We start from the raw sequence: 25,226 nt of genomic DNA on the forward strand, positions 1-25,226 counted from the left end.
AGCGCCTGAGGTCCGCTTCAGCCGCCCATGACCGTCGCCCGGGCCATCAGCAGCGCCACGTCGTCGTGGTCTCCCGGGTGCCGCAGGGCATGCAGAAGCAGGTCGCAGGTCTCTTCCAGGGACGCGGGAGGGTCGCTGAGGTGCCCGAGCAGAGCGTCCAGACGTTCGTCGATGGCCTGGTCGCGCGTTTCGACCAGGCCATCGGTGTAGAGGACCAGCCGGTCGCCGGGGCGCAGGGACAGCGTGGTGGTGTGGAAGGTGATGTCACCGACGCCGAGAGGGGCGCCGGTGGGCAGGTCGAGCAGTTCGGGCGGACGGCCGGGGCGTATCAGGACGGGCGCCAGGTGGCCGGCGTTGGAGATGAGGCACTGGGCCCGGTGCGGATCGTAGACGGCGTAGATGCAGGTGGTGATGGTCTGACCCATGCGGTCGGTGATGCGGTCGAGATGGTGCAGCACCTGGTCCGGGTCGAGGTCGAGTTCGGCCAGGGTGCGGGTGGCGGTGCGCAGTTGCCCCATGGTGGCGGCGGCGCTGATGCCACTGCCCATGACATCGCCGACGACGAGAGCGCTCTTGTCACCCGTCAGCGGAATGACGTCGAACCAGTCGCCGCCCACCTCGTCGGCCGCCTGCGCGGGCTGGTAGCGGCTGGCGATCTCCAGGCCCGGCTGGCCCGGCGGACGCTCGGGGAGGAGGCTGCGCTGGAGAGTGAGGGCGGTGTTGCGTGCCTGGCGGTACCAGCGGGCGTTGTCGATGCACACCGCCGCCCGGGCGGCGAGCTCACCGGCCAGGACTTCGTCGTCGGGGCTGAAGGGCTCCGGGTTGCGGGTGCGCTTGAGGTCGAGGGCGCCGAGGACTTTGCCGCGCGCGATCAGCGGCACGGCCAGGTAGGAGTGCAGTCCGGCGGTGGCCAGGAGCTCGGCGGCCTCGGGACTGCGGGCGATGCACAGCAGGTCGTCGCTGCCCACATGGGACACGCGGACGGGCAGGCCGGTGTTCACGCACCGGGTGACGAGCCGGTCGGCCTCGTACTGGGCCACCTCACCGGGCGGGTCGGCCGCTCGTACCGCCTCACTGGGGTACGCGCTGGCCACGGCGAGCGCGCGGAACACCGCCGGCCCGGTGTGGGCCGTTACGGGCGAGCGGCCGTTCAGCACACTGTCGAGCACGTCCACGGCGGCCACGTCGGCCAGCTGCGGCACCGACACTTCCGCGAGCTCGCGAGCGGTCTCGTCGAGGTCGAGCGTGGTGCCGATGCGAATGGAGGCGTCGGCCACGAGTGCGAGCCGCTGGCGGGCCTGGGCGGCTTCGGTCGTGGCGCGCCGCCGCCCGGTGACGTCCACGACGGAGATGGCCACCCCGAGCACCTTCCCGTTGGACGCCTCCAGCCGGTAGAAGGACACCGACCAGGCGTTCTCGTGGTCGGGATCGGCCGGCGTACTCCCGGCGGACTCCCGGTCGACGATCGGGACGCCGGTGGCCAGAACCTCACGCATACAGGATTCGATGGACTCGGTGTCCAGGAAGGGCAGGGCCTCACGCACGTTACGGCCGACATGCTCGGCGGCGGACAGACCGTTGATGCGCTCAAGTGCCGGATTGACCGTGACGTACCGCAGATCGGTGTCCACCACCGCCAGACCGATCGGGGACTGTGCCACCAACCGGGTGGACAGGGCGAGGTCCCGCTCCACCCTTCGCAGCGTGGCCTGGTCGGTGGCCAGGCCCAGTGCGTAGATGTCCTTCTGGTCGTCCTCCAGCCGCATGTTGCGAAATTCCACCAGCCGTGTGCTGCCGTCCCTGTGGCGCATCGGGAAGACGCCCGCCCAGCCGGCCCCGCCCGCCATGACCTGCTCGAACAGCCCGTCCACCAGCGCCAGGTGCTTCTCCTGGACCAGCAGCCTGCCCGCGAACCGGCCGAGCGCCTCGTCGGCGGAGTAACCGAACAGTTCCTCGGCCTGCGGGCTCCACAGGACGATCCGCCCGTGGGCGTCGAGCACCACGGCCGCGACACTCAGCAGGTCGAGCAGACCCCCCGACGTGTACGGAGCACCCCCCGGCTGATCGGGGTGGGCAGGGACGGGTTCGGTTGCGCGCATCCCGGGCTCCTTCCGCCCGCCGCCGTTATCTCCCATCGTCTCTCTACCCAGGATGCGCCCGCATCCGCTGTGCGGCTTCGACGCGACATGGCGCACGGCGAACCGACAGCGCCTCGATGGCGTGATGATTGGTGTGGGAGCTGCCGTCGCTCCGGGCAAGGAGTGGTGCGCTCCCACGGTCCGACTCGGAAGGTGGCAGCCATGCACGCAGCCGGCGCGAAGAGATCAGCCGGAGTCTCACTCGCCACACTGGCGCTGCTGCTCGTGGCGGCGTGCGGCGGCGGAGGTGGCGGCACGCAGGACACCACTCCCCCGCCGGACAACCGCGTTTCGTCCAGCGCCCGCGTCCTCGCGGTGAAGATCGACAACGTCGGGGCGGCCCGGCCGCCGACCGGGCTGGAGAACGCGGACATCGTCTACCTGGAGCAGGTGGAGGCCGGTCTCAGCCGGATACTCGCCGTCTACTCGTCCGACGTACCGCCCGTCGTCGGCCCGGTGCGCAGCGCCCGCGAAACGGACCTGGAGCTGCTGCGGCAGTTCAACCGGCCCACGCTCGCCTACTCCGGCGCGCAGAGCAGGCTCATTCCGCTCATCGAGGCGGCGCCGCTGAACGCGCTGTCACCCTCAGAGGCACCCGACGCGTACTTCCGCAGCGGCGACCGGCCGGCGCCGCACAATCTGTACCTGCGGCCCGGGAACATACCGCACCCCGGCTCCGGTTCGAACGCCGCCGAGCACATGGGGCTGGGCCCCGGCCCGGCGCCGGCCGGAGGCGAGGCGGTCAGTGAGCGGACGGTTCGCTACCCGTCGGCGAGCTTCGCCTTCACATGGTCCGCGGACCAGAAGCGATGGCTGGTGGAGATGGACGGCGATCCGGCCCGTACGGCGGCCGGGGAACGGCTGGCGGCGGCGACCGTGGTCCTGCAGGACGTGACCGTGCGCCCGTCGGACTTCGGGGACCGCTCGGGCAACAGGACACCGCTCACCGAGACCGTGGGCTCCGGCTCGGCGACCGTCCTTCGGGACGGCAAGGCGTACGACGCGCAATGGTCGAGGAACGCCGCCGAGTCCCGGACCGAGTTCACGGCCGCGGACGGCGAACGCATGACGTTCGCCTCCGGTCAGGTGTGGATCGTGTACGTCGCACGCTGACCGGCGGGGTCTCAGACGCGTTCCGGCTCTCCCAGCAGCGCCGCCGCGGTCTCGAGCGGGGTGAGGACAGGGGGCTCGGCCGGCGCGGGAACGGCGCGGCAGGTGAAGCCGAGGCGGGTCAGTGCGCGGGTCACTTCACCGGCGCTGAAGTCGCGACGGTCCTGTCCCGTGATCACTTCTCCCACCTGCTTGACGGGGTAGTGGCGACGGCCGATGATCACCGACTCGCCGGTCACAGGTTCGGGCTTGATGCCCTTCATCGACTCCTGCACGTCGCTCTTGACGAGGTCGAAGGGGAAACGGGCGATCACACAGCGCATAATGCCTCAGCAAAGTCGAAGAGAGCCGGAAATGATTGACGTCCGATAACCAGCCGAGGAAATACAGAAAACGCCGGCGGCAGAGCGGCCCGGAAAAGAAACGAGCCGGGGCCCGCACCCCAAGGTGCGGGCCCCGGCTACGCCGTACGCGTCAGCGTCAGGCGGGAACGATGTTCTCCGCCTGCGGGCCCTTCTGGCCCTGCGTGACGTCGAAGTTCACCTTCTGGCCCTCCTGCAGCTCGCGGAAGCCCTGGGCGGCGATGTTCGAGTAGTGGGCGAAGACGTCAGCGCCGCCGCCCTCCTGCTCGATGAAGCCGAAACCCTTTTCCGCGTTGAACCACTTCACGGTGCCAGTAGCCATGTCATATCTCCTTCGGGGCAGTGCCCGGAACCGCACTGTGCGGACCCGGTGTCGCGCGATGATCGCCCCTCCGGAAAACCGCACCGGAAATACAAAAGCACCTGTCGCCACGAACGGCCGACAAGAGCACTTGGAGTCTTTGGGAACCACAACTGCAACTGATATTCACCGTAGCACGACTTGGGCACGAGAGGGCGGCAAGTAATATCATTTCACCCGGAAGGCCTTAAACCCTGACCGCGCATCTCGTTATTTTCTGTGCCGGCGAGCGCAGATATTCGCGGGGAGGCACCGGGAGGCGCCGGGAGGCGTCCGGAGACATGGAGGGGCCCCGGTGCGTCCGGCACCGGGGCCATAGGGGTTCAACACCATCTATCGGCGCTCGGCGCCGATTCTTGTTTTTCCGCACGTCCGCCGGGGAGGCCGGAGATGCGGGGATCTTGGATGCGTAACCGGGGACCACCTTCCCATCCGGGGTCTGCGGTACCTGAGCGAACTGGACCCTCACTCAGGCGATCCTGATGGCGTCCTCTCCTCCCTTTCTGATCAATTCCGGCTTGCTCTGCTCTTCATGCGGTGCCCTGCACCGCGGCGCCGGTCGTCTCTGCCGCGCTGTGCTGACTTCGTCGGCTACGTCAGAAACTCTAATCACCGAGAGCCCAGATGTCTACTGTCGCCACGATAGATATTTGAGCGGTGTGCGGGAGCCGCTCCCGCGGCCGTCATGGCAGCAACGACACCTCCTCGTCGCGGCCCGAGGCGTACGCCCAGATCATGTGGCGTACGAACGGCTTGGAGCCCGGCCGGGTCAGTGCCAGGGCCCGGGCCTCCAGCTCCTGGTCCCACTTGTTCCCGCGCTCCATGATCAGGCGCAGATGCTCCCGCTCCGAGCCGACGGTGAACGTCTCCAGGAAGAGTGTCGGGTCCGCCATGTCCTCGAAAAGCCCCCACATTGACGCGCCCGTACGCCGACGCGACTTGCCCACCGGGCGCATCGCCTCGATGAACGCCTCGGCGTTCTCCGGGTCCACCCGCCATTCGACAGTGACCAGAACGGGCCCGGCGTCCCGTCCCGGCATCGCGACATCGGGCACGTCCGCCCAGACCTGGGCCGGGCGCACGTCGACCGGGCCGGACGGCATCGGCAGCGGCCGCGTGCTCGCCACCGTGGTCACCAGCAGGCCGATGCCCGACACCACGAACGCGGTGCGCACGCCCAGCAAGTCGGCCGCCATGCCCCACCCCACGCCGCCGATCGCCTGCCCGCCCATGAATACCAGCTGGTAATAGGCGAGACCGCGGGTCCGGGCCCAGGCGGGCAGCAGCACCTGGGCGGAGGCGGAGAGCGTGGACAGGACCGCCACCCACGCCAGGCCGGAGACGATCAAGGCGGCGGCGACCGCGAGCGCGTACGGCACCAGGCCGATCACCGCCATCGTCACGGCGTAGACCGCCATGGCGCCCGTCACCAGTACGTTCGTCTTCAGATGCGCGCGGATCGACGGCAGCAGAACCGCCCCCAGGACAGCACCGAGCCCCACGCTGCCGAGCAGCAGGCCGTAGCCGCCGGCGGAGAGACCGAGCGGCCCCCTGGCGACCGTCGGAAGCAGGGCCCACAGACCTCCGGCGAAGATCATGAAGAGGCCCGAGCGGCCGATGACCGCCCCGAACAGCGGCGCGCTGCGCACATACCGGGCGCCCGCCCTGATGGCGTCACGGATGTGCTCGGAGCCGAGCGGCCTGTGGGTCACCGGACGCTTCCAGGCGTACAGCACGACCAGGACGCCTAGGAAGGACAGCGCGTTGAGGGCGAAAGTGGCCTCGGGGCCCGTGACGGCGATCATCGCGCCGCCGAGAGCCGGCCCCGCGGCCCGCGCCACGTTGCCGTTGGCGCTGTTGAGCAGGGCGGCCTGCGGAATCTCCTCCCGGCTGACCAGCTCGGGCTGGATGGCCTGGAACGAGGAGATGCAGAACGCCTCACCCACTCCCATCAGCGCGGTCAGCCCGAGGAGCAGGGTCTGGGTCACCGCATCGGCCGCCGTGACGGCGGCCAGCCCTGCCGCACCGATGAACATCAGGAGTTGCCCGCCGAGCAGCAGCCGCCGTTGGTCGAGGATGTCCCCCAGCGCCCCGGCCGGCACCACCAGCAGGAAGACCGGCAAGGTGGTCGCCGTCTGCACCAGGGCGACCTCGAACGCGCCGCCGCCGAGGTCGCCCATGAGCCACTGCGCTCCGACGGTCTGCATCCAGGTGCCCATGTTGGCCGCGAGCTGGGCGATCCACAGGGCCCGGAACACCGGGCGGCGCATGGGTGCCCACGCCGAGGGTTCCGGGCCCCAGTCCTGTGCAGGCGACTGCTTCACCTGAACGCTCTCCTCATCGTCGGAGTCATGGAGCTGTCCATGCCCTCTTCGACAAGGGATGCTATGGCCCGAAACGTCTCAAGTCGGCGCGGTGGGGCCCGCGCCGCCGGTCACGCTTCCAGCTGGGGCTCGGCAGTCGCGGTCGTGGCGGGGGCGGGAACCCTGGTCCCGATGCTCCGGTAGCGGATGGGAAGACCGGCCATCCCCTCGGGCGGCAGGCAGTTCTTGCCGTCGATGAGCAGGCGCGGCTCGGCGAGCCGCTCGGCGAGCCGGGGCCAGTCCGCCTCGATGGCCTGCGGCCATTCGGTCAGCAGGACGACGGCATGGGCGCCGTTGAGCGCGTCGGACAGGTCCGGGACGGGATCGGCGGCCGGGAAGAGCCCGGCGACGGCCGCCGGGTCGGTGGCCGGATCCCAGACCCGTACACGCGCCGCTTCGGCGAGAATCGCCGGAACGACGGTGCGGCTGGGAGCGGCACGCAGATCGTCGCTCCAGGGTTCGTACCGCACACCGAGGACGGCGATCGTCGCATCGCGCAGGGCAACACCGAGTTCGGTACGCAGTATCCGCAGCGCCAGCCCGGCCTGCGCCTCGTTGACGGCGATCGTCGCCCGCAGCAGGGGGGCCGCTATACCCACGCTGCTCGCCCAGTGGGCCAGGGCGGCCGTGTCCTTCGGCAGACAGGAATCGCCGTAACCCAGGCCGGGCTGGAGGAAGGCGTGGCCGATGCGCGGGTCGTAGCCGACGCCTTGCAGGACCCGGTCGACGTCGACGTCGGGCCCGCAGCACATCCCGGCGATCTCGTTCGAGAAACTGATCTTCATGGCGAGGAACGTGTTGCTCGCGTACTTGATCATCTCGGCGCTGGTGGGAGTCGTGGCCACCCATGGGCTCGCCACACCGGCGTACAGCTCACGCAGCGCCCGCTCGCTGTCGTGACTCCAGGTGCCGACGACGATCCGGGCGGGGGCGGCCCAGTCCTCCAGGGCGCTTCCCTGATTGAGGAACTCGGGGTTGTACGCGTAACGCTCGCGCAGCCAGGGGTGCGCGTCGGCGAGTCGGGTGCTGGTGCCGGGCGGCACGGTGGACTTGAGCACCACCCTGGGAACGGGCAGCAGACTCCCGGTCGTCTCGAGCACAGCCGTCACCTGGGACAGGTCCGCGGCCCCGTCGGGTCCGGGCGGGGTCCCCACGGTGATCAGCACGATGTCGAAGGGCGTCCGCCGGTGGCTCTCCGCCAGCCCGCCGACGAACCGCAGCCTCCCGGTGGCCAGCGCGGCAGCCAGCTGCTGGGGCAGGCCCGGTTCGAAGACCGGCGCCTCCCCGGCGTTCAGCATGCGCAGCCGGCCGGGGTCCTGCTCGACGCCGGTGACGCTGTGCCCCTGCAGGGCCAGCGCGACGGCACCCGTCAGTCCGACGTAACCCTGTCCGACGACTGCTACTCGCATCACCAACCACCTCCTCTTCGCGGCAGTGCACCGGCAGCCCTGGACGGCGCCCCGGGGGGCGGGAGCGCGGCCAGGAAGCAGGCTGGGAAAACGCCTCGAAGCCCTGTGGAATTCACCAGCGGACGCGTGCCCGTACGACGACGTACGGCCGCGTCGCGCATGGCAGTGAGGAACTCGGCAGGCAGGTGCTGTCGCCTGCTTCCCTCATAGCACCCCAACACAGCGGTGATCGCATCCGGTGCGTGACGGGACGCCCGACGCCCGGCCCTCGTCAGGGCGCGGCGGCCGGCCGTCGGCGTACCCAGCCGAGCAGGACGACCGAACACACCGCGGCGAACGCGCACCAGGTGGAGATGAATTCCAGCCGCCACAGCGCCGCGCACACGACCGCACCCACGGCGACCAGGACGCCGAGCAGCCGGAGCAGGCGATCGCCTGCGAGCAGCAGGGAACCCACGGTGGCAAGGAGGTAGCCCGCGACGAGCAGCTCGGGATGCGGGAGGTCGAGTACGTACCCGAGGGTGCGGCCGCGGATCTCGGCGGTCACGGGACGGGTGACGAGGCAGTACGTGAGTGACGCCGCCGTCGCCGCTCCGGCCACGACCGGGACCAGCAGGCGCCGTTGGGAGTGCGGGTGCGCGGCGCACAGCACGCCCACCGGCACCCACAACGCCAGCAGCGGAAGCGCGATGACGGCCCAGGCGACGGTGGAGGGACCCGTACCGCCGCCGGAGCGCCAGATCACCGACTCGACGATCTGATGCGCCCCGAGAAGCAGCGGAAGCGCGGCCAGCGGCAGGTCACGGGCGCGGGGCCGCGGCCGGCGCGCGACACAGGCCGCTCCGATCGCGGCGATGCCAGTGCCTGCCACGAGATCGGCGGTCGCACTCCAGCACATGGCGTCCCCCGGAGACCCCGAATCACGCGAACCGGTCATCGTCGCGCGCAACGCTACGGCTCACTGGGCCAACGCCTCCGGTGACACGACCACCGCACCCGGCGGAAATGCGATGCGCACGGGCCGCACGGGCCGCACAGGGCCGCACCGTACGTCCGTGACGGTTCCGCTACTGAGGTGTGTTCTGCATCGTGACCAGATCGGTCAGCGCCCGCTTGCCGCCCTCGGCCAGCGCTCGGCGCTGCAGGTCCGCGGAGGTGCCCTGTTGCAGGAGCCGGTGGACCAGGGAGGAGACCTCCCGCACGTCTCCGGATTCCTCGAGGGCGGGTGTTATGTGATCCATCAGTTCACTGAGGACATCGCCCGCGCTGCGGAGCCGGCCGTCGGGAGCCACCAGCGAACCGCTGATGCCGTCCCGCGCGGCGTACCAGTTCGCGCCGTGCAGCAGTTCCGGCGCGCACTCGGCCTGTGGCACGCCGGCCTTTTCGTCGCTGATGGCCGTCGCGACGAGAGCGCGCACTATTCCGGCGAACATGACGGCGTCGTCGGCCCTCAGTTGCACGTCCATGCACCGCACCTCGACGGTGGGATAACGGTCGGAGAGACGGGCCTGCCAGTAGAGCTGGCCGGCGTCGCTGATGATCCCGGACGTCACCAGCGCCCGGACCCGCCGCTCGTGGTCGGCCAGATCGGCGAAATGCGGCGGGGGCCCGCTGACCGGCCAGCGGCCGAAGATCACGGTGCGCCAGCTGGAGAACCCGGTGTCGTGGCCGTCCCACAGCGGTGAGTTCGCCGACATGGCCACCAGTACGGGCAGCCACACTCTGATCCGGTTCAGGACGGCGACGCCCATCTCCGGATCGGACACGGCCGCGTGTACGTGCATTCCGTTGACCAACTGCTCCGCGACCAGTTGCGGGGCCTGGGACTCGATGGCGAGGTAGCGCGGTGACCGGGTCACCGGCACCGGCGCCACCTCCCTGAAGGGCGCTGTGGCACACGTGGCGAGCCGGCATCCGAACTCCTCGGCCGCGGCGCCCACCGCGTGGCGCAGGCGCAGCAGATGGCCGCCGACCTCGTCGAGATCGGTACAGACCGGAGTGGCGACCTCCACCTGCGCCTGCAGCAGCTCGGACTGGACCTCCCCCCGGCCCACGATCGGCTCCAGACCGGACGATCCCCGCACCTCTTCGGCCAGCGGCACCGGCAGGCACGTGTCCGGGTCGAGCAGGAGGTACTCCTCCTCGACTCCCACAGTTATCACGCCGGCCCCGGTTGCCGGCCAAGCGCGATCATGCCGAGACCCAGGGCGCCGACCGGCAGCGCTGCCTGTCTCACAGGGGTCCGGGCCGGCGGCGCCGTACGGTGCTGAGCACTCATGACCGCACTTCCTTCTCCTGAGGGCAACCCGCCGGGCCGCCCGATCAGTCCCCGTACTAGGCAGTGTGTACCCATTACTCTCGCGGCTAGCCGGTCCGCTTGAACAGGCGTTCTTCAGCCGTCGCCGGACCGTTCACAAGCGGTGACCGCCCCGGCGCACAGCGCCTTACGAACCGGTTCGAGCTCGTTTGTGACCCTAGTCCGCACCGCCGGCATCCGCGATCCAGGCGTGATCGGCGCCCTGCCCCGGACCGGCGCGTCAGGTGTGGACGACGCTGTTGTGGCCGTCCTGGTCGTCGGCGTGGCCGTCGTTGAACCAGTAGTCACCGTGGGCGAGATAGCGGAACCCGTAGCGCTGTTCCTTGGGAAGCGTGACGGTGACGGACCGAGTGCCGTCCTCCCGTTCGGTGAAGGGGTGGGCTCCCGGCTGCCAGTCGTTGAAGTCGCCGACCACGCTGACCTGCCCGCAGGCTTGGCCGGCCGGGATGACGAAGGTGATCTCAGTGTGCTTCTTACGTCGGCTGCGCTCCAGCATCGCTGAACCTTTCCTCGGAAGGGAGTGCCTCAGGATCCCCGCCCCATAGCCCTTCCAGCGCGTCTTGTTGGGCCGACGGCGCCGCCGGTCGCCCGGATGGCGCACGCGCGGGAGCCGGGTCAGGTGACGGCCGCTCCCTGCCGGAGCAGCAGGGCGACATCGACCGCCGCGACAAGCATCGCGGCGAGGAACGGCAGCCTCGGGCGCCGGCGGCCGAGCACCGCACCGCCGACCGCCACGACCAGGGCCACGGACAGAGCGGTCGCCCCTGCGGTGCCGGCGGGGCCGGGGCGGGCGAACGTCAGCAGCGCGGTCGCCGTCACGAGGGGCACCGGCAGCAGCAGCCGTCCGCGAGCGGGGCCCAGCCGCTGGGGCCAGCCGCGTACGCCGGTGGCCAGATCGTCGCCGATGTCGGGGAGGACGTTCGCCAGATGCGCGCCGACGCCGAGCAGCGCCGCCGAGACGACGATCCACCAGGCCGGCCAGGGGCGCCCCGCGAACCCGAGCGAGACGAAGGCGGGAAGCGCCGCGAACCCCACCGCGTACGGCAGCCAGGACAGCACGGTCGCCTTCAGCCCGAAGTTGTACGCCCAGGCCGCGGCGACCCCGACGAGGTGGACCGTACCCGCGAGCGGACCGTACGCGAGGGACAGGGGCACGCACAGGGCCAGGGCGGTGACCGCCGCAGCACGTACGGCGGTCACGCCGACCGAACCGGCGACCACGGGTTTGGTACGCCGTCCGACTTCACGGTCGCGCGCGGCGTCGACGGCGTCGTTGCTCCAGCCGACGGACAGCTGTCCCGCCAGCACCGCGGCCGCGACCAGCAGGCACCCGGCCGCGTCCTGGCCGCCGGCCGCCGCCATCACGGTCATCAGAGCGCTCACCACGACGGTCGGGGCCAGGTGGCACGCCCTCAGCAGGCCGCCCGCCGACCGCAGCAGGCGGCTCGGGCCGGTCCTCGCCGGCGTCCTCGTCGCTGCCCGGTGCGCAGCCTCCACGTCCACGGCGCCCATGCTAGGGGGCCCGGCCGTCGCCGGGAGTGAGCCGCCGGACGAGCGACATGGCGTGTGGCGCCGGCGAGCAAGGGCACTCATTGCAAGGTCCCCCACTCCCGGCCTCGGACCCCAGATGACCCGGATCGCAGCTGTCCACGGAGTTCTCGCCCCGCACCGGCACGCCCAACGAGAGATCACGGACATGATCGCCCGGATGTGTCTGCCCGAGGGAGCCGATCGCCGGGCCCTCGATCGCATCCACGAGAGCGCCCGGGTGAGCACCCGCCACACGGCGCTGCCCCTCGACGCCTACGCGTCTCTCCACGACTTCGGCGCGGTCAACGACGCGTTCATCGAGGGGGCGGTGAGCCTCGGCGCCGAGGCGGTCGGCGCGGCGCTCGACACGGCGGGGCTCTCCCCGCGCGACGTCGACCTCCTGATGTTCACCTCGGTGACCGGCATCGCCGCGCCCTCGGTCGACGCGCGTCTCGTGGGCCCGCTCGGGCTGCGTCCGGACATCAAGCGCGTCCCCGTCTTCGGCCTGGGCTGCGTCGCGGGGGCGGCCGGTATCGCGCGCCTGCACGACTACCTTCTGGGGCACCCCGATGACGTAGCCGTACTTCTGTCGGTCGAGCTGTGCTCCCTCACCTTGCAGCGCGGCGACGCCTCACCGGCCGGTCTGGTCGCCGGCGCGCTCTTCGGGGACGGCGCCGCGGCGGTGGTCGCGTGCGGTGCCCGCCGGCCGGCGGGCACGGACGCACCGGTCGTGGTCGACGCGCGAAGCCATCTCTACCCGGACAGCGAGCACCTGCTGGGATGGGACGTCACCGGCTCCGGTTTCCGCGTCGTACTGGACGCCGGTGTCCCTGACGTCGTACGCAAGAACCTCGCCGCGGACGTCGACGGCTTCCTCGCCTGCCACGGTCTGCACCGCGAGGACATCACTGCCTGGGTGTGTCACCCCGGCGGTCCGAAGGTGCTGGAGTCGGTCGAGGACGCGCTCGAACTGCCCGCCGGCGCGCTCGACGTCACCTGGGGTTCGCTGGCTGCCGTGGGCAATATGTCGTCCGCCTCGGTGCTCCACGTCCTGCGCGACACCCTGGCCGAACACCGGCCGCCCGCGGGCACGGCCGGACTGCTGATCGCCATGGGGCCGGGCTTCTGCTCCGAACTGGTCCTGCTGCGCTGGTAGGGAGAGGAACGCATGCTCTGGTACGCCTTGCTGATCCTGGCCGTCGGCTTGGAACGCGTCGCCGAACTCGTCGTGGCCCGCCGCAACGCCCGCTGGAGCCTGGCGCGCGGCGCCGTCGAGGCCGGAGGCGGGCACTATCCGGTGATGGTCGTCCTGCACACCGGCCTGCTCGTCGGCTGCGTGGCCGAAGTCTGGTGGGCCGGGCGGCCGTTCGACCCGGTGGTGGGCTGGAGCATGACCGCTGTCGTGGTGGCCGCGCAGGCCCTGCGCTGGTGGTGCGTCCGCACGCTGGGGCCCCGGTGGAACACCCGCGTGCTCGTCGTGCCGGGCCTGCCCCTGGTGGCGGGCGGACCGTACCGCCTGCTGAGTCACCCCAATTACGTGGCGGTGGTGGCCGAGGGGCTCGCCCTGCCGCTGGTGCACGGCGCCTGGCTGACCGCCGCGCTCTTCACCGGCCTCAACGCGGCGCTGCTCACCGTACGGATCCGCTGCGAGAACCAAGCGCTCGGGCTCGCTCCGCGGCGTGCCGCCGGGAGCGGGGCGGGTGCGGGACTGTGATCGACCTGCTCGTGGCGGGCGGCGGACCGGCCGGACTGGCCACCGCCATCCACGCGGCGTCGGCGGGCATGGAGGCGGTCGTGATCGAACCGCGCAGCACGCCCGTGGACAAGGCGTGCGGTGAGGGGATCATGCCCGGCGGCGTGCTGGCCCTGGAAGCACTGGGCGTACGGGTCGGCGGTCGCGCGCTGCGCGGTATCCGTTACGTCGACGGGCGCCACCGCGCCCAGGCCTCATTCGCCGACGGCCCGGGCCTCGGGGTGCGACGTACGCAGCTGCACGCGGCGCTGGCACTGCGGGCCGCCGAAGCCGGCGTCAAGGTCGTCACCGGCAGAGTCACGGAGGTGCGGCAGAGCGCGGACGCGGTGAGCGCGGGGGGCCTGCGGGCACGCTGGCTGGCGGCCGCGGACGGCCTGCACTCGCCGCTGCGTCACTCGCTCGGCCTGGATCTGCCCAGCCGCCGGCCCCGGCGCTTCGGTCTGCGACAGCACTTCCGGGTGAATCCGTGGACGGACTACGTCGAGGTGCACTGGTCGGCCTTCGGCGAGGCGTACGTGACGCCAGTCGGCGACGGCCTGGTCGGAGTGGCCGTGCTGAGTACGGCGAAGCACAGCTTCGACGCACACCTGGCGCACTTCCCGCACCTGCTCGAGCTCCTGGACGGACACCCCGCCGCCGGCCCGGTGCGGGGTGCGGGCCCGCTGCGCCAGCGGGCCCGCCGTCGTACCGCCGGCCGGGTGGTTCTGGTGGGCGACGCGGCGGGCTACACCGACGCGCTCACCGGCGAGGGCGTCGCGCTCGCGCTGGCGTCGGCCGAGGCGGCAGTGCGGTGCCTGAGAGCCGGACGGCCGCAGGCGTACGAACGGTGCTGGCGGCGGCTGTCGCTGCGGCACCGACTGCTGACGGAAGGTCTCGTACGGCTGAGCGGTCACGCGGACATCGCTCGTCTGGTCGTACCGGCGGCGGCCAGGATGCCGTCGGTCTTCGCGGCGGCCGTCCGCACCCTCCAGTGACGCGCCAACCGACGGCGTGGAGAGCTCCGTTCATGCCAGGCTCAGCAGGACGACGGCGGCGCCCGCGCTCACGAGGCCGGTCACCTGCGCCCGGGTGACCTTCTCGCGCAGTAGCGCCAGCCCGAGGACCGTCGGGATGGCGGGATACAGGGAGGCGAGGACGACGGCGATGGCGAGCATCTGCTGCTGGGCCGCCCAGAGGTAGAGGACGAGGCCGAGGGCCGCCCCCGCCCCGATCACGCCGGCCTGCCCCAGCAGCTTCGGTGCCTGACGGAATTCCGGAGCGTACCGGCGGGCACTCGGCAGCAGCAGCACGACGGCGGCGAGCCGGCCGGCCGCCACGGGCCACAGGCCGCTCACGGGGTCCGCCTGGGCGAGCCCGATGTACTGAACGGCCACGCCCAGGCTCGCGATCAGCCCGTCCAGCGACGCCTGCCCGGCCGGCGTCCGGCCACCCCCGCCGCCACGGGCGCCGGTCCCGCCGCCGGACACGAGCCACAGGGCCGGCACGGTGACGCCGATCCCCAGCCAGGCCAGTGCACCGGGCCGGTCGCCCAGGAAGAGCACGCCGCACAGTACGGACAACGCCACCCCGGTGACCGCGCTCACCGGGATCACGACGCTCATGGCCCCACGACTCAGGCCGCGGTTGAGGAAATGCATGGCCATGCCGCTTCCCGCGCCGGACAGCGCACCCCACATGACATCCGTGGACCGGACCGCTGCCGCGGGCAACGCGCACGCGGCCACGAGGGCGAACAGCAGACCGCCGACCTGGCCGAGGAAGGTGACAACGGCGAAGTGGACGCGGCGGGACAGCAGTCCGCCGGCGAAGTCGACAAAGCCGTAACAGGCCGCCGAGGCCAGCGCGAGAAGAGCACCCATCCCGTCCAGGTGCCCCCGTGCGGGTGCCCCGATGCCACCTCGCTCAGGAGCCGCGGAAGCGCGGAACGCGATCGTCCCGGGATGCGGATCGGGGCGGGCGGGGGTGCCATGGGTGCAGAAGGAGGTGGCAGCGGCCATGGCACGTCCGGTGTGGAGTGGAGCTCTGACCTTCGGCTTGGTGTCCCTGCCCGTACAGATGTTCACCGCGACGGACAGTCACACTGTCCACTTCCACCAACTCCAGCGCGGAACGTCGGACCGGGTCCGCAACAAGCGGGTGAACGAGCGCACGGGCGACGAGGTCCCGCTCGACGAGATCGTCAAGGGCTACGACGCGGGGGACGAGTACGTGCTCATCGAGCCCGGTGAGCTGGAGGACATCGCTCCGGGCCGCTCCCAGGCGGTGGACATCACCGGGTTCGTGGACCTTGAGCAGGTCGAGCCCGTCTTCTTCGACAAGACGTACTACCTGGGTCCGAAGGGCAAGGAGTACGCCAAGATCTACGCTCTGCTGGAGAAGGCGCTGGCCGCGGCGGGCAAGGCGGGGATCGCCACGTTCGTCATGCGCAACCGTCAGTATCTGGTCGCCGTGAAGTCCGAGGGCGGGCTCCTGACGCTGCACACCCTGCACTGGGCCGACGAGATCCGCGATCCGCGCGAGGAGATCGGCACGCTGCCCGGCAAGACCGACGTCACCGGCCGCGAGCTGAAGATGGCCGAGCAGCTCATCGAAACGCTCAGCATGGACTGGAACCCCGAGGAGTTCCACGACACCTTCCAGGAGCAGGTGACGAAGCTCATCGAGGCCAAGCGCACCGGCGAGTCGCTCGAGAAGGCGGAGCCCCCGGCCGAGTCCACGAACGTGGTCGACCTGATGGAGGCGTTGCGGGCCAGCGTCGACCAGGCCAAGAGCCCCAAGGGCCGCGGCAAGGGCAAGACGGCCGCCGCCGACGCCCCGGTCGCCCGGATCAAGGACGCCGCCGACAAGCGCCGGGCCGGCAGCGCGGCGAAGCCGAAGAAGGAGACGAAGGCTTCGTCGCTCGACTCCCTGACCAAGGCCGAGCTGTACCAGCGCGCCACGGACGCCGAGATTCCCGGCCGTTCCTCCATGACACGCGAAGAACTGGTCAAGGCCCTCAGCGGCAAGCGAGGACGGCGCAAGGCCCAGGCGTCCTAGCCGGGCGCAGCCACGGCCAGCGCACGCAGAGCCTGCGTGGTGAAGTCGTCCAGGGGATAGAACAGCTCGATCGCGAGCTCCGAAAGCGTCACATCGGCCGGGGCCCCGAACGTCGCCATCGTGCTGAACATCGACAGCTCGCCCCTCGGGGTCCGCACTCTCAGCGGCACTTGCACCGGGCCGGGCCGCGCCGCCGGGTTTCCACGCTCGGCCGACGTCTGTTCGCCCGCGTGCACCGGGTACTGGCACACCTCGTCGTACAGCGCTCGCAGCTCCGGGTCGCCGGTGGCGTTCACCTGGCGCAGCAGCCGCTCGATGAACAGGCCCCGCACCTCGGCGAGATTCGCCAGCCGCGGAGCCAGGCCGTCGGGGTGCAGGGTCAGGCGGAACACGTTCGGCCGCGGCTCCAGCAGATGCGCCGGTACGCCGTCCATCAGTACGGACATGGACCGGTTGCCGGCCAGCACGTTCCAGCAGCGGTCGACCACGACCGCGGGGTACGGCTCGTGCGCCGTCAGCATCGTGTCGAGCGCGGAGCGGACCGAGGCTATGCTCTCGTCGTCGAGACTGCTCTCCCGGTACTCCGGCGCGTAACCGGCGGCCAGCAGCAGGGTGTTGCGCTCGCGCAGCGGGACATCCAGGGCGGCGGACAACCGGAGCACCATCGACCTGCTCGGGCGGGCACGGCCGGTCTCCACGCAGGACAGGTGCCGGGCCGAGCTGTCCGCCAGCAGGGCGAGGTCGAGCTGGCTGAACCGGCGGCGGCGGCGCCACTCACGTAACAGGGCGCCCACCCGAGACAGCTGTTCCGCATCCATGCCCGGGAGGATATCCGCCCGTGGATCATGGCGGCCATGACCTCGGAGGTCATTGAGTCCGGGACCTCCGCGGTGCCACGGTCTCCCCGTGCCGGATCGGCCCACCGCGACCAAGGAGACTCGTATGACCTTCCCTGTCACGACAGCCCGGCGCCGGGCGGCCGGCGGCGACGCCGCACCGGACGCCCTGCTGCGCACCAGCCTGCGTGCCGACAGCTGGAGCACCGCCGCTTTCGGTGTCGTCATGCTGGCCGGCGGCAACTGGCTCAGTGGCCCGCTCGGCCTGCCGGTCACCTGGTCCGTCCCCTTCGGGATCGCCATGCTGGGCGGGGCCGCCGCGCTCGCCCTCATCGCCGGCTACCCACGGATCCCGTCGCGTCTCGCCCTGACCGTCGCCGTGGGGAACGCCGTCTCCTGTGTGGCGCTCCTCCTGCTGGCGTTCACGGGCGTGGTGCCGCTGACCGGCCTCGGTACCGCGTTCATGGTCGTCGGGGCGGTGGTGGTGGCGGTCTTCGCCGAGCTCGAGTTCGTCGGGCAGCGGCGCTCCCGGGGCACCTGCCGCCGTGCGGCGCCGGGAGCGGGTGAGATCGCCGGGCATTAAGGGCCCGACTGAGGGCAGAGGGAAAGAAACCGCATCGCGGCCTCCTGATCCGGTCGTGATGTCAGCCGTGGTGCGGTTCGCATACGGATCTACAGCATTGCGCCCGGGCCGCGTCAGGCCGGCCGCGCCGCGGAGAGGCAGTCGTCGTGCGGAGTGTCGGAGTGGAGGAGGAACTCCTCCTGGTGGATGCGCGGACCGGTGAGCCGCAGGCGTTGTCGACGGCGGTACTGGCCGCCGTGTCGCGGGAGGGCGGCGGTGAGGGCGAGGTCTTCGAGGCCGAGCTGCACCGGCAGATGCTGGAGTTCGCCACCCGGCCGCAGACCGCGATGGGTGATCTCGCGGAGGAGATCGTCCGCTGGCGGTCGGAGGCCGCGCGCCACGCGGAGGACCTCGGCGCCGCCGTCGTCGCCCTGGCGACGTCTCCGCTCCCCGTCAGCCCGTCCATCGGGGCCGGCGAGCGCTACCAGTGGCTCGAGGAGCAGTTCGGGCTGACCACGCAGGAGCAGCTGACGTGCGGCTGCCATGTCCATGTGTCGGTGGATTCCGACGACGAGGGCGTCGGAGTCCTCGACCGGATCCGGCCGTGGCTGTCCGTACTGCTCGCGATGAGCGCGAATTCCCCCTTCTGGCAGGGCAAGGACAGCCGGTACAGCAGCTATCGCAGCCGGGTGTGGGGCCGGTGGCCGTCGTCCGGGCCGGTGGAGATCTTCGGCAGCGCCGACCGCTACCACGAGCAGGTCGGCTCCATGCTGGGCACGGGGGCCCTGCGGGACGAGGGGATGATCTACTTCGACGCCCGGCTCTCGCACCACTACCCCACCGTGGAGGTGCGGGTCGCCGACGTATGTCTGGATCCCGGTACGACGGTGCTCCTGGCCACGCTGGTGCGCGCGCTGGTGGAGACGGCGGCCCGCCAGTGGAGGGCCGGCGAGCCGCCCGCACGGCACGGCGTCGGCCTGCTGCGGCTGGCCGCCTGGCGAGCCGGCCGGTCGGGGCTGGAGGCGGAGCTGATCCATCCGGTCACGATGCGTCCCGCACCGGCCGAGGCGGTGGTGCGGGCGCTGTTCGATCATGTCCGGGACGCTCTCGAGGACAGCGGTGACGTGGTTCCCGCCCAGGAAGGTCTCGCGGCCCTGCTGAAGGGCGGAAACGGCGCCCGTGTCCAGCGCGATCTGGTGAACGGGGGCGCCGGCCTGCGCGAGGTGGTCACCGAGTGCGTACGCAGGACCCGCGGCTAGGCCACGGATGGCCGGCCCGCTGATCGGGCGGAGTCCCGGCGGAGTCCCGCCGACCTCCCGGGCCGGCAGGGGCGCATGTGCGAGCGCCGGCCGACGCATGGCGTCGGCCGGCGCGCTCAGGGCCACAGGCTCAGGGAGCGGAAGGGGCTCAGATGACGCCGGACTCGGAGATGGTGACCTTGGCGCTCGGCGTGCCGCTGCGCGAGCCGTAGCCCTCGATCTTCCGGACGAGCTCCATGCTCGCCTCGTCGGCGACCTCGCCGAACACGACGTGCTTGCCGTCCAGCCACGACGTCACCACGGTGGTGACGAAGAACTGGGAGCCGTTGGAGTTCGGGCCGGCGTTGGCCATGGACAGGAGGCCCGGCCGGTCGTGCTTGAGCTTGAAGTTCTCGTCCGCGAACTTCTCTCCGTAGATGCTCTTGCCGCCGGTGCCGTCACCGCGGGTGAAGTCGCCACCCTGGAGCATGAACTCGGGGATGATCCGGTGGAACGAGGAACCGGCGTAGCCGAAGCCCTTCTCGCCCGTGGCCAGCGCGCGGAAGTTCTCCGCCGTCTCGGGGACCACGTCGTCGAACAGGTTGAAGGTGATCCGCCCGGCGGACTCGTTGTTGATGGTGATGTCGAAGTAAGCCTTGATCGTCATGGTTCTATCCTGACATCCCGGACGACATCTCGTGCATCCGGCATCCCGAAGAGGCGTTTGCGGCGCGTTTCAGGAGGCCGACGGCATATGCCATAAGCACCACCGTATCGAGTGTTGCCAAATCCCTTACGGGCCTTTCCCGGCTGTGCCACAGTCGTAACCGGTCCATCCATCAGACTTGGCCTGGCCGCGCCTGTATCGGAGTACGACATGCCGTCCCATCTGTTCGCGGACCGTCCTGCGCCCCAGCCTCCCGAGCCGGGCTCCGTGGACGCGCTGATCTCGCAGACCCGCAGGCTGCGCGGCGAGGTGGCCGCGGTGCGCCGGGACGCGGTCGCGGTGGACGATGAAGATCCGCAGGGACGATGGCAGCGAGCCCTGTGCGACCTGGCGGTCCATCAACTCGACGACCTGGGCGGCCATTTGGGGCAGCTGAAGGCCGGACTGCCTGCCCAGGCCGCGGAAGCACCCGCCAGCCGCTCTCCGGTCGAGCGCGCCACCTCGTTACTCAGCCGGGTCGGCAGCGCCGAGTGGAACCTGCTGACCGACGAGGCGAACTGGTCCGACGAGCTGTACGAGATCTTCGGCCGTACGCCCGAGAGCGGACCACTGACCCTCGACGAGCTCCCGTCCATGCTGGTCACCGAGGACCAGGGCTTCCTCGCCTCGATGGTCACGGACTGCCTGGTCGACGGGAAGCCGATCGACGGCGAGTTCCGCATCGTGCGCACCGACGGCGCCGTACGGACACTGCACATGATGGGCGAGCCGGTGCTCGACTCCGACGGCTGCACCGCCTCGATGTGGGCGGTGCTGCGGGATGTCAGCGAGCTGCGCCGCAGCCAGCGGGCCGTACGCGAGACGCGTGACTCGCTCCAGCGCCAGCAGCACATCGACCGGACCGAGCGCCGGATCGCGGTCGAACTGCAGGAGTCCGTGCTGCCGCCGTGGCGCGGTTCCCTGCGGCTCCCGCACGGTGCCCCCGCCGCGCTCGACCTCGCCGCCCACTATCTGCCGTCCGCATCCAGCGAACTCATCGGCGGGGACTGGTACGACGCGCTGGAACTGCCCGGCGGCCAAACGCTCCTTTCCGTCGGCGACCTGACCGGCCGCGGGGTCGCCGCCACCTCCGGGATGGCCATGCTGCTCGGCGCTCTGCGCGGGATGGCCGTGGCCGGCATCGCCCCCGGCGCGCTGATGGGGCACCTCAACCAGCTGCTGGAAGCCTCGACCCAGCCCGCGCTCGGCAGCGCGATGTGCTGCCGCTACGACCCGGTCACCCGGCTTCTGACCTGGGCGCAGGCGGGACACCCCGCCCCGCTGCTGTTTCGCGACGGGACGGGGCGCTCGCTGACGCCGCCCGAGGGCGTACTGCTCGGGGCGACATCCGGTGCCGCGTACGAGCAGGCCGAAGTGCAGCTGCGCCCCGGCGACCTGCTCGTGCTGCACACCGACGGGATCTCGCGCCGCACACGCACCGATGACGCCGGCCCCTCCAGGCTGCTGGACCTCGCGCCGCGCTTCGCCGAGGCCCGCAGCGCGCACGAGTGCGTGCGGCTGACCGTCGAGGAGTTCGGCGAGGCGGAGCGAGAGAACGACGCGTGCGTGCTGATCGCCCGGGTCGCGGCGTAGGCGCGTAACCGCGGGAGTCGCAGTCGTGTCGTGGTTGCGGGATGTCCGGTACTGGATGTGCTGGAAGTACTAGATGCTGGTGCTCCTGTTCGCCTTCTTGGCCGGCAGCGCCAGCTGGATCTCCTCGCGCAGGTTTTCGATCTTCGGGTAGCCGGCGTACTCACCGGTGAGCCGGTACATCTGGCGCAGCCGGTCCCATGTGCGGTGCGACGAGGTCTCGCCCATCGACACCAGCGCGAGGCGTGCGTACCGGTCGGCCTGTTCCGGGTCGTCCGCGATGAAGCACGCGGAGGCCAGCGAGAGGTAGTCGAAGATCTTCGACCGCTGCCTGCCGCCCGCCCGGAGATCGAGCGCCTGCTTGGCGTGCCGCTGTGCGGTGATCGCCGCCGACGGGTCGTGCTCGGCGAGCGTACGGAAGGCGAGGGCCTGCATCCCGTGCATGTCCGCCTCGTCGAACATCTGCATCCAGCTCGGCGGCGGAACATCTCCCTTGTCCGATACGAACAGTTCCTCCGCCTCCCCCAGCGTGCGCCGCATCGCCTGGCCGCGGCCCATGGAGGCCTGTGCCCAGGCTTCGATGGTGTGCAGCATGGCGCGGGTGCGGGGCAGCATCTGGTCGCCGGACCCGGACTTGGCGAGCTTCATCAGGTCGAGGGCGTCGTCGGGCTTTCCGAGATGCACCATCTGGCGGGCGGCCCGGGAGAGGGCCTCCCCCGCCCTGGGGCGGTCGCCGCCTTCGCGGGCCGCGTGGGCGGCGATGACGAAGTACTTCTGGGCGGTGGGTTCGAGGCCGACGTCGTGGGACATCCAGCCGGCGAGAACCGCCAGGTTGGCGGCGACGCCCCACAGCCTGCGCTGGAGATGGTCGGGGTGATGGTAGGCGAGCATGCCGCCCACTTCGTTGAGCTGGCCCACTACCGCCTTGCGCTGGAGCCCGCCACCACGGGCGGCGTCCCAGGCGCGGAACACTTCGACGGATCGCTCGAGCTCTTCGATCTCCTGCGACCCGATGGGGGCGGCCTCGTAGCGGTCGTACCCAGCGGGGTCGGCGTGCAGGGGATCGAGAGTGCGTGGAGCGTCGGCCGCCAGAGCGGGATCGGTGTGCAGCCAGTCGTGCATGGCGCTGCTGAGTGCGGAGCCTGCGGCGAGCGCGGCGCCCGCGCCCACCAAGCCGCGTCGGTTGAGCATGAGGTCCATTCCCGTGAATTCGGTGAGGACCGCTGCCGTCCGTTCGGGCGCCCACGGAAGACCGTCGGGATTCTCTGCGTTCCTGACGTCTCGCCGTTTCCCCGTGCGCCCGTGCCGGTCGAACCCGAGGTCCTCGATGGTCACGACACGGCCGAGTCGCTCGGTGAACAGAGCTGCCAGCACCTTGGGTACGGGATCGCGTGGGGCTTCCCCCATGTCGATCCAGCGTCGTACGCGCGAGGTGTCGGTCGCCAGCTGCGGATGGCCCATGGCCGCCGCCTGCCGGTTGACCAGCCTCGCGAGTTCGCCCTTGGACCAGCCGGCGAGACCGAACAGGTCTGCCAGGCGGGTGTTGGGTTCTCCGGTCACTTCAAGCCCCCAGGTTCTCGGCTGATTTCGACAGTAACCCCGTGTCAGATGCGCCGGGGATATTCGCCAGGGTTCGCCAGGGTCCGCCACATGGTGTGCCACCCGCGGGCGGGTGTCAGGTAAGAAAGCGCCACCCCGTTCCGGCAACCGGCCGGCATTCCCCAGGGTGCTGATCGGTTGCCGGGGCGGGCGGCGCACGTAACTCGTCGGCGCGCGAAGGGATCTGTCCCATGTACACAGCATCGTCCTCCGTGTCCGCCCCGCCTCGGCCGTACCGTCCAGTGGCGACGGGCAGCGGACCGTATCTCGACCCCAACCACGCCGGCGGAGCGTCACTCGGCGCGGGACGGGCCCGGCGCGCGGCGGCAGGGCTGGGTTCCCAACCGCTCAGCGGGAGACTCGACTTGTCCGGCCCCCAGGGCGCGCAGCTGAGGAAGGCCATCGCCTCGGTGCACCGGATCTGCCCGGAGTTCAATCCGGTGCAGGTACTGCGCCGCAGCGGACGTTCCGTACTGCTCGTCGGCACCACAGGCCGCGCGACCGCGGTCGCCAAGTGCTTACTGGACCACTCCCCCGCCTGGGCGGAGAGGTTCCGGCACGAAATAGCTGCATACCGCGCGTTCGTCCGGCACCGCCCACCGGTGCGCGTGGCACGGCTGATCGCCGCGGACCCCGACAACTGCGCCCTGGTGATCGAGCGGATGCCCGGCCGGGTCGCGGCGCTCAGCCGGCATCCGGCAGAGGCGCCGCCGCGGGCCGATCTGCGGGCCGTGCTCGGCGCGATCACGCGGGTCAACGCGTGGCGGCCACCGCCCGGAACGTTCGACGCGCCGCTCGACTATGCCTCCCGGATCTCCCGGTACCACGCACTGGGTCTGCTCACCGACCGGGACCTGGGGGACCTCCAGAAGCTCCTCCACGGGGTCGCGCATGCGGCCGGAGGGCGCCAGAGCATGGGCCAGTTCTGCCACGGCGACGCGCTGCTCTCCAACATCCTGATGTCGCCGGCCGGACCCGTCCTGGTCGACTGGGAGCACGCGGGCTGGTATCTGCCGGGGTACGACCTGGCGACGCTGTGGTCTGTGCTGGGCGACGCTCCGGCGGCGCGGCGGCAGATCAGCCAGCTGGCGCAGGCACCCGGCACGGCCTCGCGGGACGCGTTCCTGGTGAACCTGATGCTGGTACTGACGCGGGAGATCCGTACGTACGAAACCGCTGTCCAGCGCACCATGCGCGAAGCCGCTCCCGTGGGCGGGGCGGCGGGGCAGGCGCCGGCGGGTGCCGTGTCGACCGGTGAGGAACAGCGGTTGCTGCTCCGGCGGCTGCATGACGACTGCGCGATGGCCCGGCGGGCCGTTCGGGCGGCTGTCGGCACCCGCTGACGAAGAGGGGAATGCGTCGGCCCACCCGGTGATCAAGAGTCACCGGGTGGGCCGGCGCATTGTCATGTGCCGTGCCGGGGGCGCCGGCCAGCCGGTCAGGGGCTCTGGAATTCCACGGCGTCCACGTCGAACGAGTTGTTCTGCGGTGACGTGAAGACCAGATAGAGCTTGTGGGCGCCCGCGAGCGTCTCGACCGGGACGGCCGGGGTCGCCCGATAGGTGTCCCAGCCACCGGTGTTCGGTACCGGAGTGGTGGCGAGGGGCTGGCCGTCCGGTGCGTCGGCGCGCAGTTCGATCGCGCCGACTCCGTACGGGCTGGACACCTTGTAGCCGACCTTGCCGATGCCCTCGCCGCTCATCGGGTGGAAGGCCACCCAGTCGCCGTTGGACACGTCGCCTGTGCGGGCGACATCGGGCACATCCGGGTCGGCGACGAGGGTGATCTGTGCCGGTGCGGCAATTCCGGCTGCCTGGATGCGGTCGCGGGCGGTTCGGCGATCGCGGCCCGGTGGCGGGGCTCGGGCTGGACGCGTCGTCCGGCAGCGACGTCGTACGGCTGGTGAAGGCCGGGAACCGGGACGCCGTGCGCATGGTGCGCGAGGCGGGACGCGCGGTGGGCGAGGTGCTGGCGGGCCTGGTCAACTTCTTCAACCCGGACACGGTGGTGCTGGGCGGGGCGCTGGCCGCCGTGCACGACCAGTTGCTGGCAGGGGTACGGGAGGCGGTGTACCGGCGGTCGCATTCGCTGGCCACGCATGTCCTGCGGATCGAGCCGAGCCGTACGGGCGAGAACGCTGCGGCGGCCGGCGCCGGGATCCTCGCGATCGAGCACGCGCTGTCCCCGGCGGAGGTGGACCGGGCGCTGGCGCGGGCGGCGTCCTGAGGGTGGCGGCGGGTGGCCGGCGGCACAATGGCTGTGTCACCGCCTGTGTGCCGGAGCGCGTGCGGCACCGGGCGCCGGCGGGGAAGGCTC

25 protein-coding genes are annotated in these 25,226 nt (G+C 71.1%); 11 read left to right on the top strand and 14 right to left on the bottom strand.

The window, feature by feature from the left end:
* Positions 1–17: 17 nt before the first annotated feature.
* Positions 18–2,099 carry a SpoIIE family protein phosphatase gene (locus AC1P0E_RS01100; protein ID WP_482740245.1) on the bottom strand — a complete coding sequence of 694 codons (2,082 nt, stop codon included), beginning with the start codon at positions 2,097–2,099 and terminating at the stop codon, positions 18–20.
* Positions 2,100–2,300: 201 nt separating this feature from the next.
* Between AC1P0E_RS01100 and AC1P0E_RS01105 the strand changes: the two genes are divergently transcribed.
* A complete protein-coding gene (locus AC1P0E_RS01105) occupies positions 2,301–3,251 on the top strand; it encodes a DUF3048 domain-containing protein (RefSeq protein WP_482740246.1) in 951 nt (316 codons plus the stop codon).
* Positions 3,252–3,262: 11 nt separating this feature from the next.
* Here AC1P0E_RS01105 and AC1P0E_RS01110 read toward each other — a convergent pair whose 3' ends face one another.
* From AC1P0E_RS01110 to AC1P0E_RS01145, 8 genes are all read right to left on the bottom strand, one after another.
* Positions 3,263–3,571 (bottom strand): SCO5918 family protein, encoded by a 309-nt coding sequence (locus AC1P0E_RS01110; RefSeq protein ID WP_482740247.1) that lies wholly within the window; start codon positions 3,569–3,571, stop codon positions 3,263–3,265.
* A 157-nt stretch (positions 3,572–3,728) separates the two neighbouring features.
* Entirely contained in the window at positions 3,729–3,932 is a 204-nt protein-coding gene (locus AC1P0E_RS01115) for a cold-shock protein (protein WP_006604711.1), read from the bottom strand.
* Between the two features lie 722 nt (positions 3,933–4,654).
* Complete coding sequence (locus AC1P0E_RS01120) at positions 4,655–6,295, bottom strand: MFS transporter (RefSeq protein ID WP_482740248.1); 1,641 nt, start codon at positions 6,293–6,295, stop codon at positions 4,655–4,657.
* A gap of 110 nt (positions 6,296–6,405) precedes the next feature.
* Positions 6,406–7,743, bottom strand: coding sequence for a UDP-glucose dehydrogenase family protein (locus AC1P0E_RS01125; RefSeq protein WP_482740249.1), 1,338 nt, complete (start codon positions 7,741–7,743; stop codon positions 6,406–6,408).
* Between the two features lie 271 nt (positions 7,744–8,014).
* Complete coding sequence (locus AC1P0E_RS01130) at positions 8,015–8,641, bottom strand: DUF6629 family protein (protein WP_482740250.1); 627 nt, start codon at positions 8,639–8,641, stop codon at positions 8,015–8,017.
* 169 nt (positions 8,642–8,810) lie between these two features.
* On the bottom strand, positions 8,811–9,905 hold the full coding sequence (locus AC1P0E_RS01135) for a carboxylate-amine ligase (protein ID WP_482740251.1): 1,095 nt from the start codon (positions 9,903–9,905) through the stop codon (positions 8,811–8,813).
* 375 nt (positions 9,906–10,280) lie between these two features.
* Positions 10,281–10,556 carry an isoamylase early set domain-containing protein gene (locus AC1P0E_RS01140; protein WP_482740252.1) on the bottom strand — a complete coding sequence of 92 codons (276 nt, stop codon included), beginning with the start codon at positions 10,554–10,556 and terminating at the stop codon, positions 10,281–10,283.
* Between the two features lie 119 nt (positions 10,557–10,675).
* Positions 10,676–11,572 (bottom strand): UbiA family prenyltransferase, encoded by an 897-nt coding sequence (locus AC1P0E_RS01145; protein WP_482740253.1) that lies wholly within the window; start codon positions 11,570–11,572, stop codon positions 10,676–10,678.
* Positions 11,573–11,687: 115 nt separating this feature from the next.
* Here AC1P0E_RS01145 and AC1P0E_RS01150 point away from each other — a divergent pair, with 115 nt between their 5' ends.
* The 3 genes from AC1P0E_RS01150 to AC1P0E_RS01160 are packed head-to-tail and all read left to right on the top strand — an operon-like array spanning position 11,688 to position 14,317.
* Positions 11,688–12,746: a type III polyketide synthase gene (locus AC1P0E_RS01150; protein ID WP_482740254.1), complete on the top strand. Its 1,059-nt coding sequence runs from the start codon at positions 11,688–11,690 to the stop codon at positions 12,744–12,746.
* 12 nt (positions 12,747–12,758) lie between these two features.
* Positions 12,759–13,304, top strand: coding sequence for an isoprenylcysteine carboxyl methyltransferase family protein (locus tag AC1P0E_RS01155; RefSeq protein WP_482740255.1), 546 nt, complete (start codon positions 12,759–12,761; stop codon positions 13,302–13,304).
* Positions 13,301–14,317, top strand: a complete 1,017-nt coding sequence (locus tag AC1P0E_RS01160) for an NAD(P)/FAD-dependent oxidoreductase (protein WP_482740256.1) — start codon at positions 13,301–13,303, stop codon at positions 14,315–14,317. The genes AC1P0E_RS01155 and AC1P0E_RS01160 overlap by 4 nt, the downstream gene beginning before the upstream one ends.
* Positions 14,318–14,347: 30 nt before the next feature.
* Here the strand turns inward: AC1P0E_RS01160 and AC1P0E_RS01165 are convergent, their stop codons facing one another.
* Positions 14,348–15,340: an EamA family transporter gene (locus tag AC1P0E_RS01165; RefSeq protein ID WP_482740257.1), complete on the bottom strand. Its 993-nt coding sequence runs from the start codon at positions 15,338–15,340 to the stop codon at positions 14,348–14,350.
* On the opposite strand from AC1P0E_RS01165, the gene ku reads away from it, so the two are divergent.
* A complete protein-coding gene (gene ku / locus AC1P0E_RS01170) occupies positions 15,339–16,379 on the top strand; it encodes a non-homologous end joining protein Ku (protein WP_482740258.1) in 1,041 nt (346 codons plus the stop codon). The genes AC1P0E_RS01165 and ku overlap by 2 nt on opposite strands.
* Here the strand turns inward: ku and AC1P0E_RS01175 are convergent.
* Positions 16,376–17,197, bottom strand: a complete 822-nt coding sequence (locus AC1P0E_RS01175) for a helix-turn-helix domain-containing protein (RefSeq protein WP_482740259.1) — start codon at positions 17,195–17,197, stop codon at positions 16,376–16,378. The two genes, ku and AC1P0E_RS01175, sit on opposite strands and share 4 nt — an antisense overlap.
* A gap of 124 nt (positions 17,198–17,321) precedes the next feature.
* On the opposite strand from AC1P0E_RS01175, the gene AC1P0E_RS01180 reads away from it, so the two are divergent.
* Both AC1P0E_RS01180 and AC1P0E_RS01185 read left to right on the top strand, forming a co-directional pair.
* Positions 17,322–17,798 (top strand): hypothetical protein, encoded by a 477-nt coding sequence (locus AC1P0E_RS01180; protein ID WP_482740260.1) that lies wholly within the window; start codon positions 17,322–17,324, stop codon positions 17,796–17,798.
* 146 nt (positions 17,799–17,944) lie between these two features.
* Positions 17,945–19,036: a glutamate--cysteine ligase 2 gene (locus tag AC1P0E_RS01185; RefSeq protein ID WP_482740261.1), complete on the top strand. Its 1,092-nt coding sequence runs from the start codon at positions 17,945–17,947 to the stop codon at positions 19,034–19,036.
* Between the two features lie 148 nt (positions 19,037–19,184).
* On the opposite strand, the gene AC1P0E_RS01190 is transcribed toward AC1P0E_RS01185, so the two are convergent.
* The gene (locus tag AC1P0E_RS01190; RefSeq protein WP_482740262.1) at positions 19,185–19,682 is read right to left on the bottom strand and encodes a peptidylprolyl isomerase; all 498 of its coding nucleotides are present in this window, start codon (positions 19,680–19,682) and stop codon (positions 19,185–19,187) included.
* A 210-nt stretch (positions 19,683–19,892) separates the two neighbouring features.
* On the opposite strand from AC1P0E_RS01190, the gene AC1P0E_RS01195 reads away from it, so the two are divergent.
* Positions 19,893–21,314 carry a PP2C family protein-serine/threonine phosphatase gene (locus tag AC1P0E_RS01195; protein WP_482740263.1) on the top strand — a complete coding sequence of 474 codons (1,422 nt, stop codon included), beginning with the start codon at positions 19,893–19,895 and terminating at the stop codon, positions 21,312–21,314.
* Positions 21,315–21,383: 69 nt separating this feature from the next.
* On the opposite strand, the gene AC1P0E_RS01200 is transcribed toward AC1P0E_RS01195, so the two are convergent.
* Positions 21,384–22,871, bottom strand: coding sequence for a DNA-binding protein NsdB (locus tag AC1P0E_RS01200; RefSeq protein ID WP_482740264.1), 1,488 nt, complete (start codon positions 22,869–22,871; stop codon positions 21,384–21,386).
* 230 nt (positions 22,872–23,101) lie between these two features.
* Between AC1P0E_RS01200 and AC1P0E_RS01205 the strand changes: the two genes are divergently transcribed.
* Positions 23,102–24,253, top strand: coding sequence for an aminoglycoside phosphotransferase family protein (locus AC1P0E_RS01205; protein WP_482740265.1), 1,152 nt, complete (start codon positions 23,102–23,104; stop codon positions 24,251–24,253).
* Between the two features lie 95 nt (positions 24,254–24,348).
* Here the strand turns inward: AC1P0E_RS01205 and AC1P0E_RS01210 are convergent, their stop codons facing one another.
* Positions 24,349–24,672: a carbohydrate-binding protein gene (locus AC1P0E_RS01210; RefSeq protein WP_482740266.1), complete on the bottom strand. Its 324-nt coding sequence runs from the start codon at positions 24,670–24,672 to the stop codon at positions 24,349–24,351.
* On the opposite strand from AC1P0E_RS01210, the gene AC1P0E_RS01215 reads away from it, so the two are divergent.
* Positions 24,616–24,816 carry an ROK family protein gene (locus tag AC1P0E_RS01215; protein ID WP_482740267.1) on the top strand — a complete coding sequence of 67 codons (201 nt, stop codon included), beginning with the start codon at positions 24,616–24,618 and terminating at the stop codon, positions 24,814–24,816. The genes AC1P0E_RS01210 and AC1P0E_RS01215 overlap by 57 nt on opposite strands.
* Entirely contained in the window at positions 24,762–25,136 is a 375-nt protein-coding gene (locus tag AC1P0E_RS01220; protein ID WP_482740268.1) for an ROK family protein, read from the top strand. Before AC1P0E_RS01215 ends, AC1P0E_RS01220 begins: the two co-directional genes overlap by 55 nt.
* Positions 25,137–25,226 lie beyond the last annotated feature (90 nt).

The sequence above is a fragment of the Streptomyces sp. TRD_SC_5 genome (assembly GCF_056836825.1).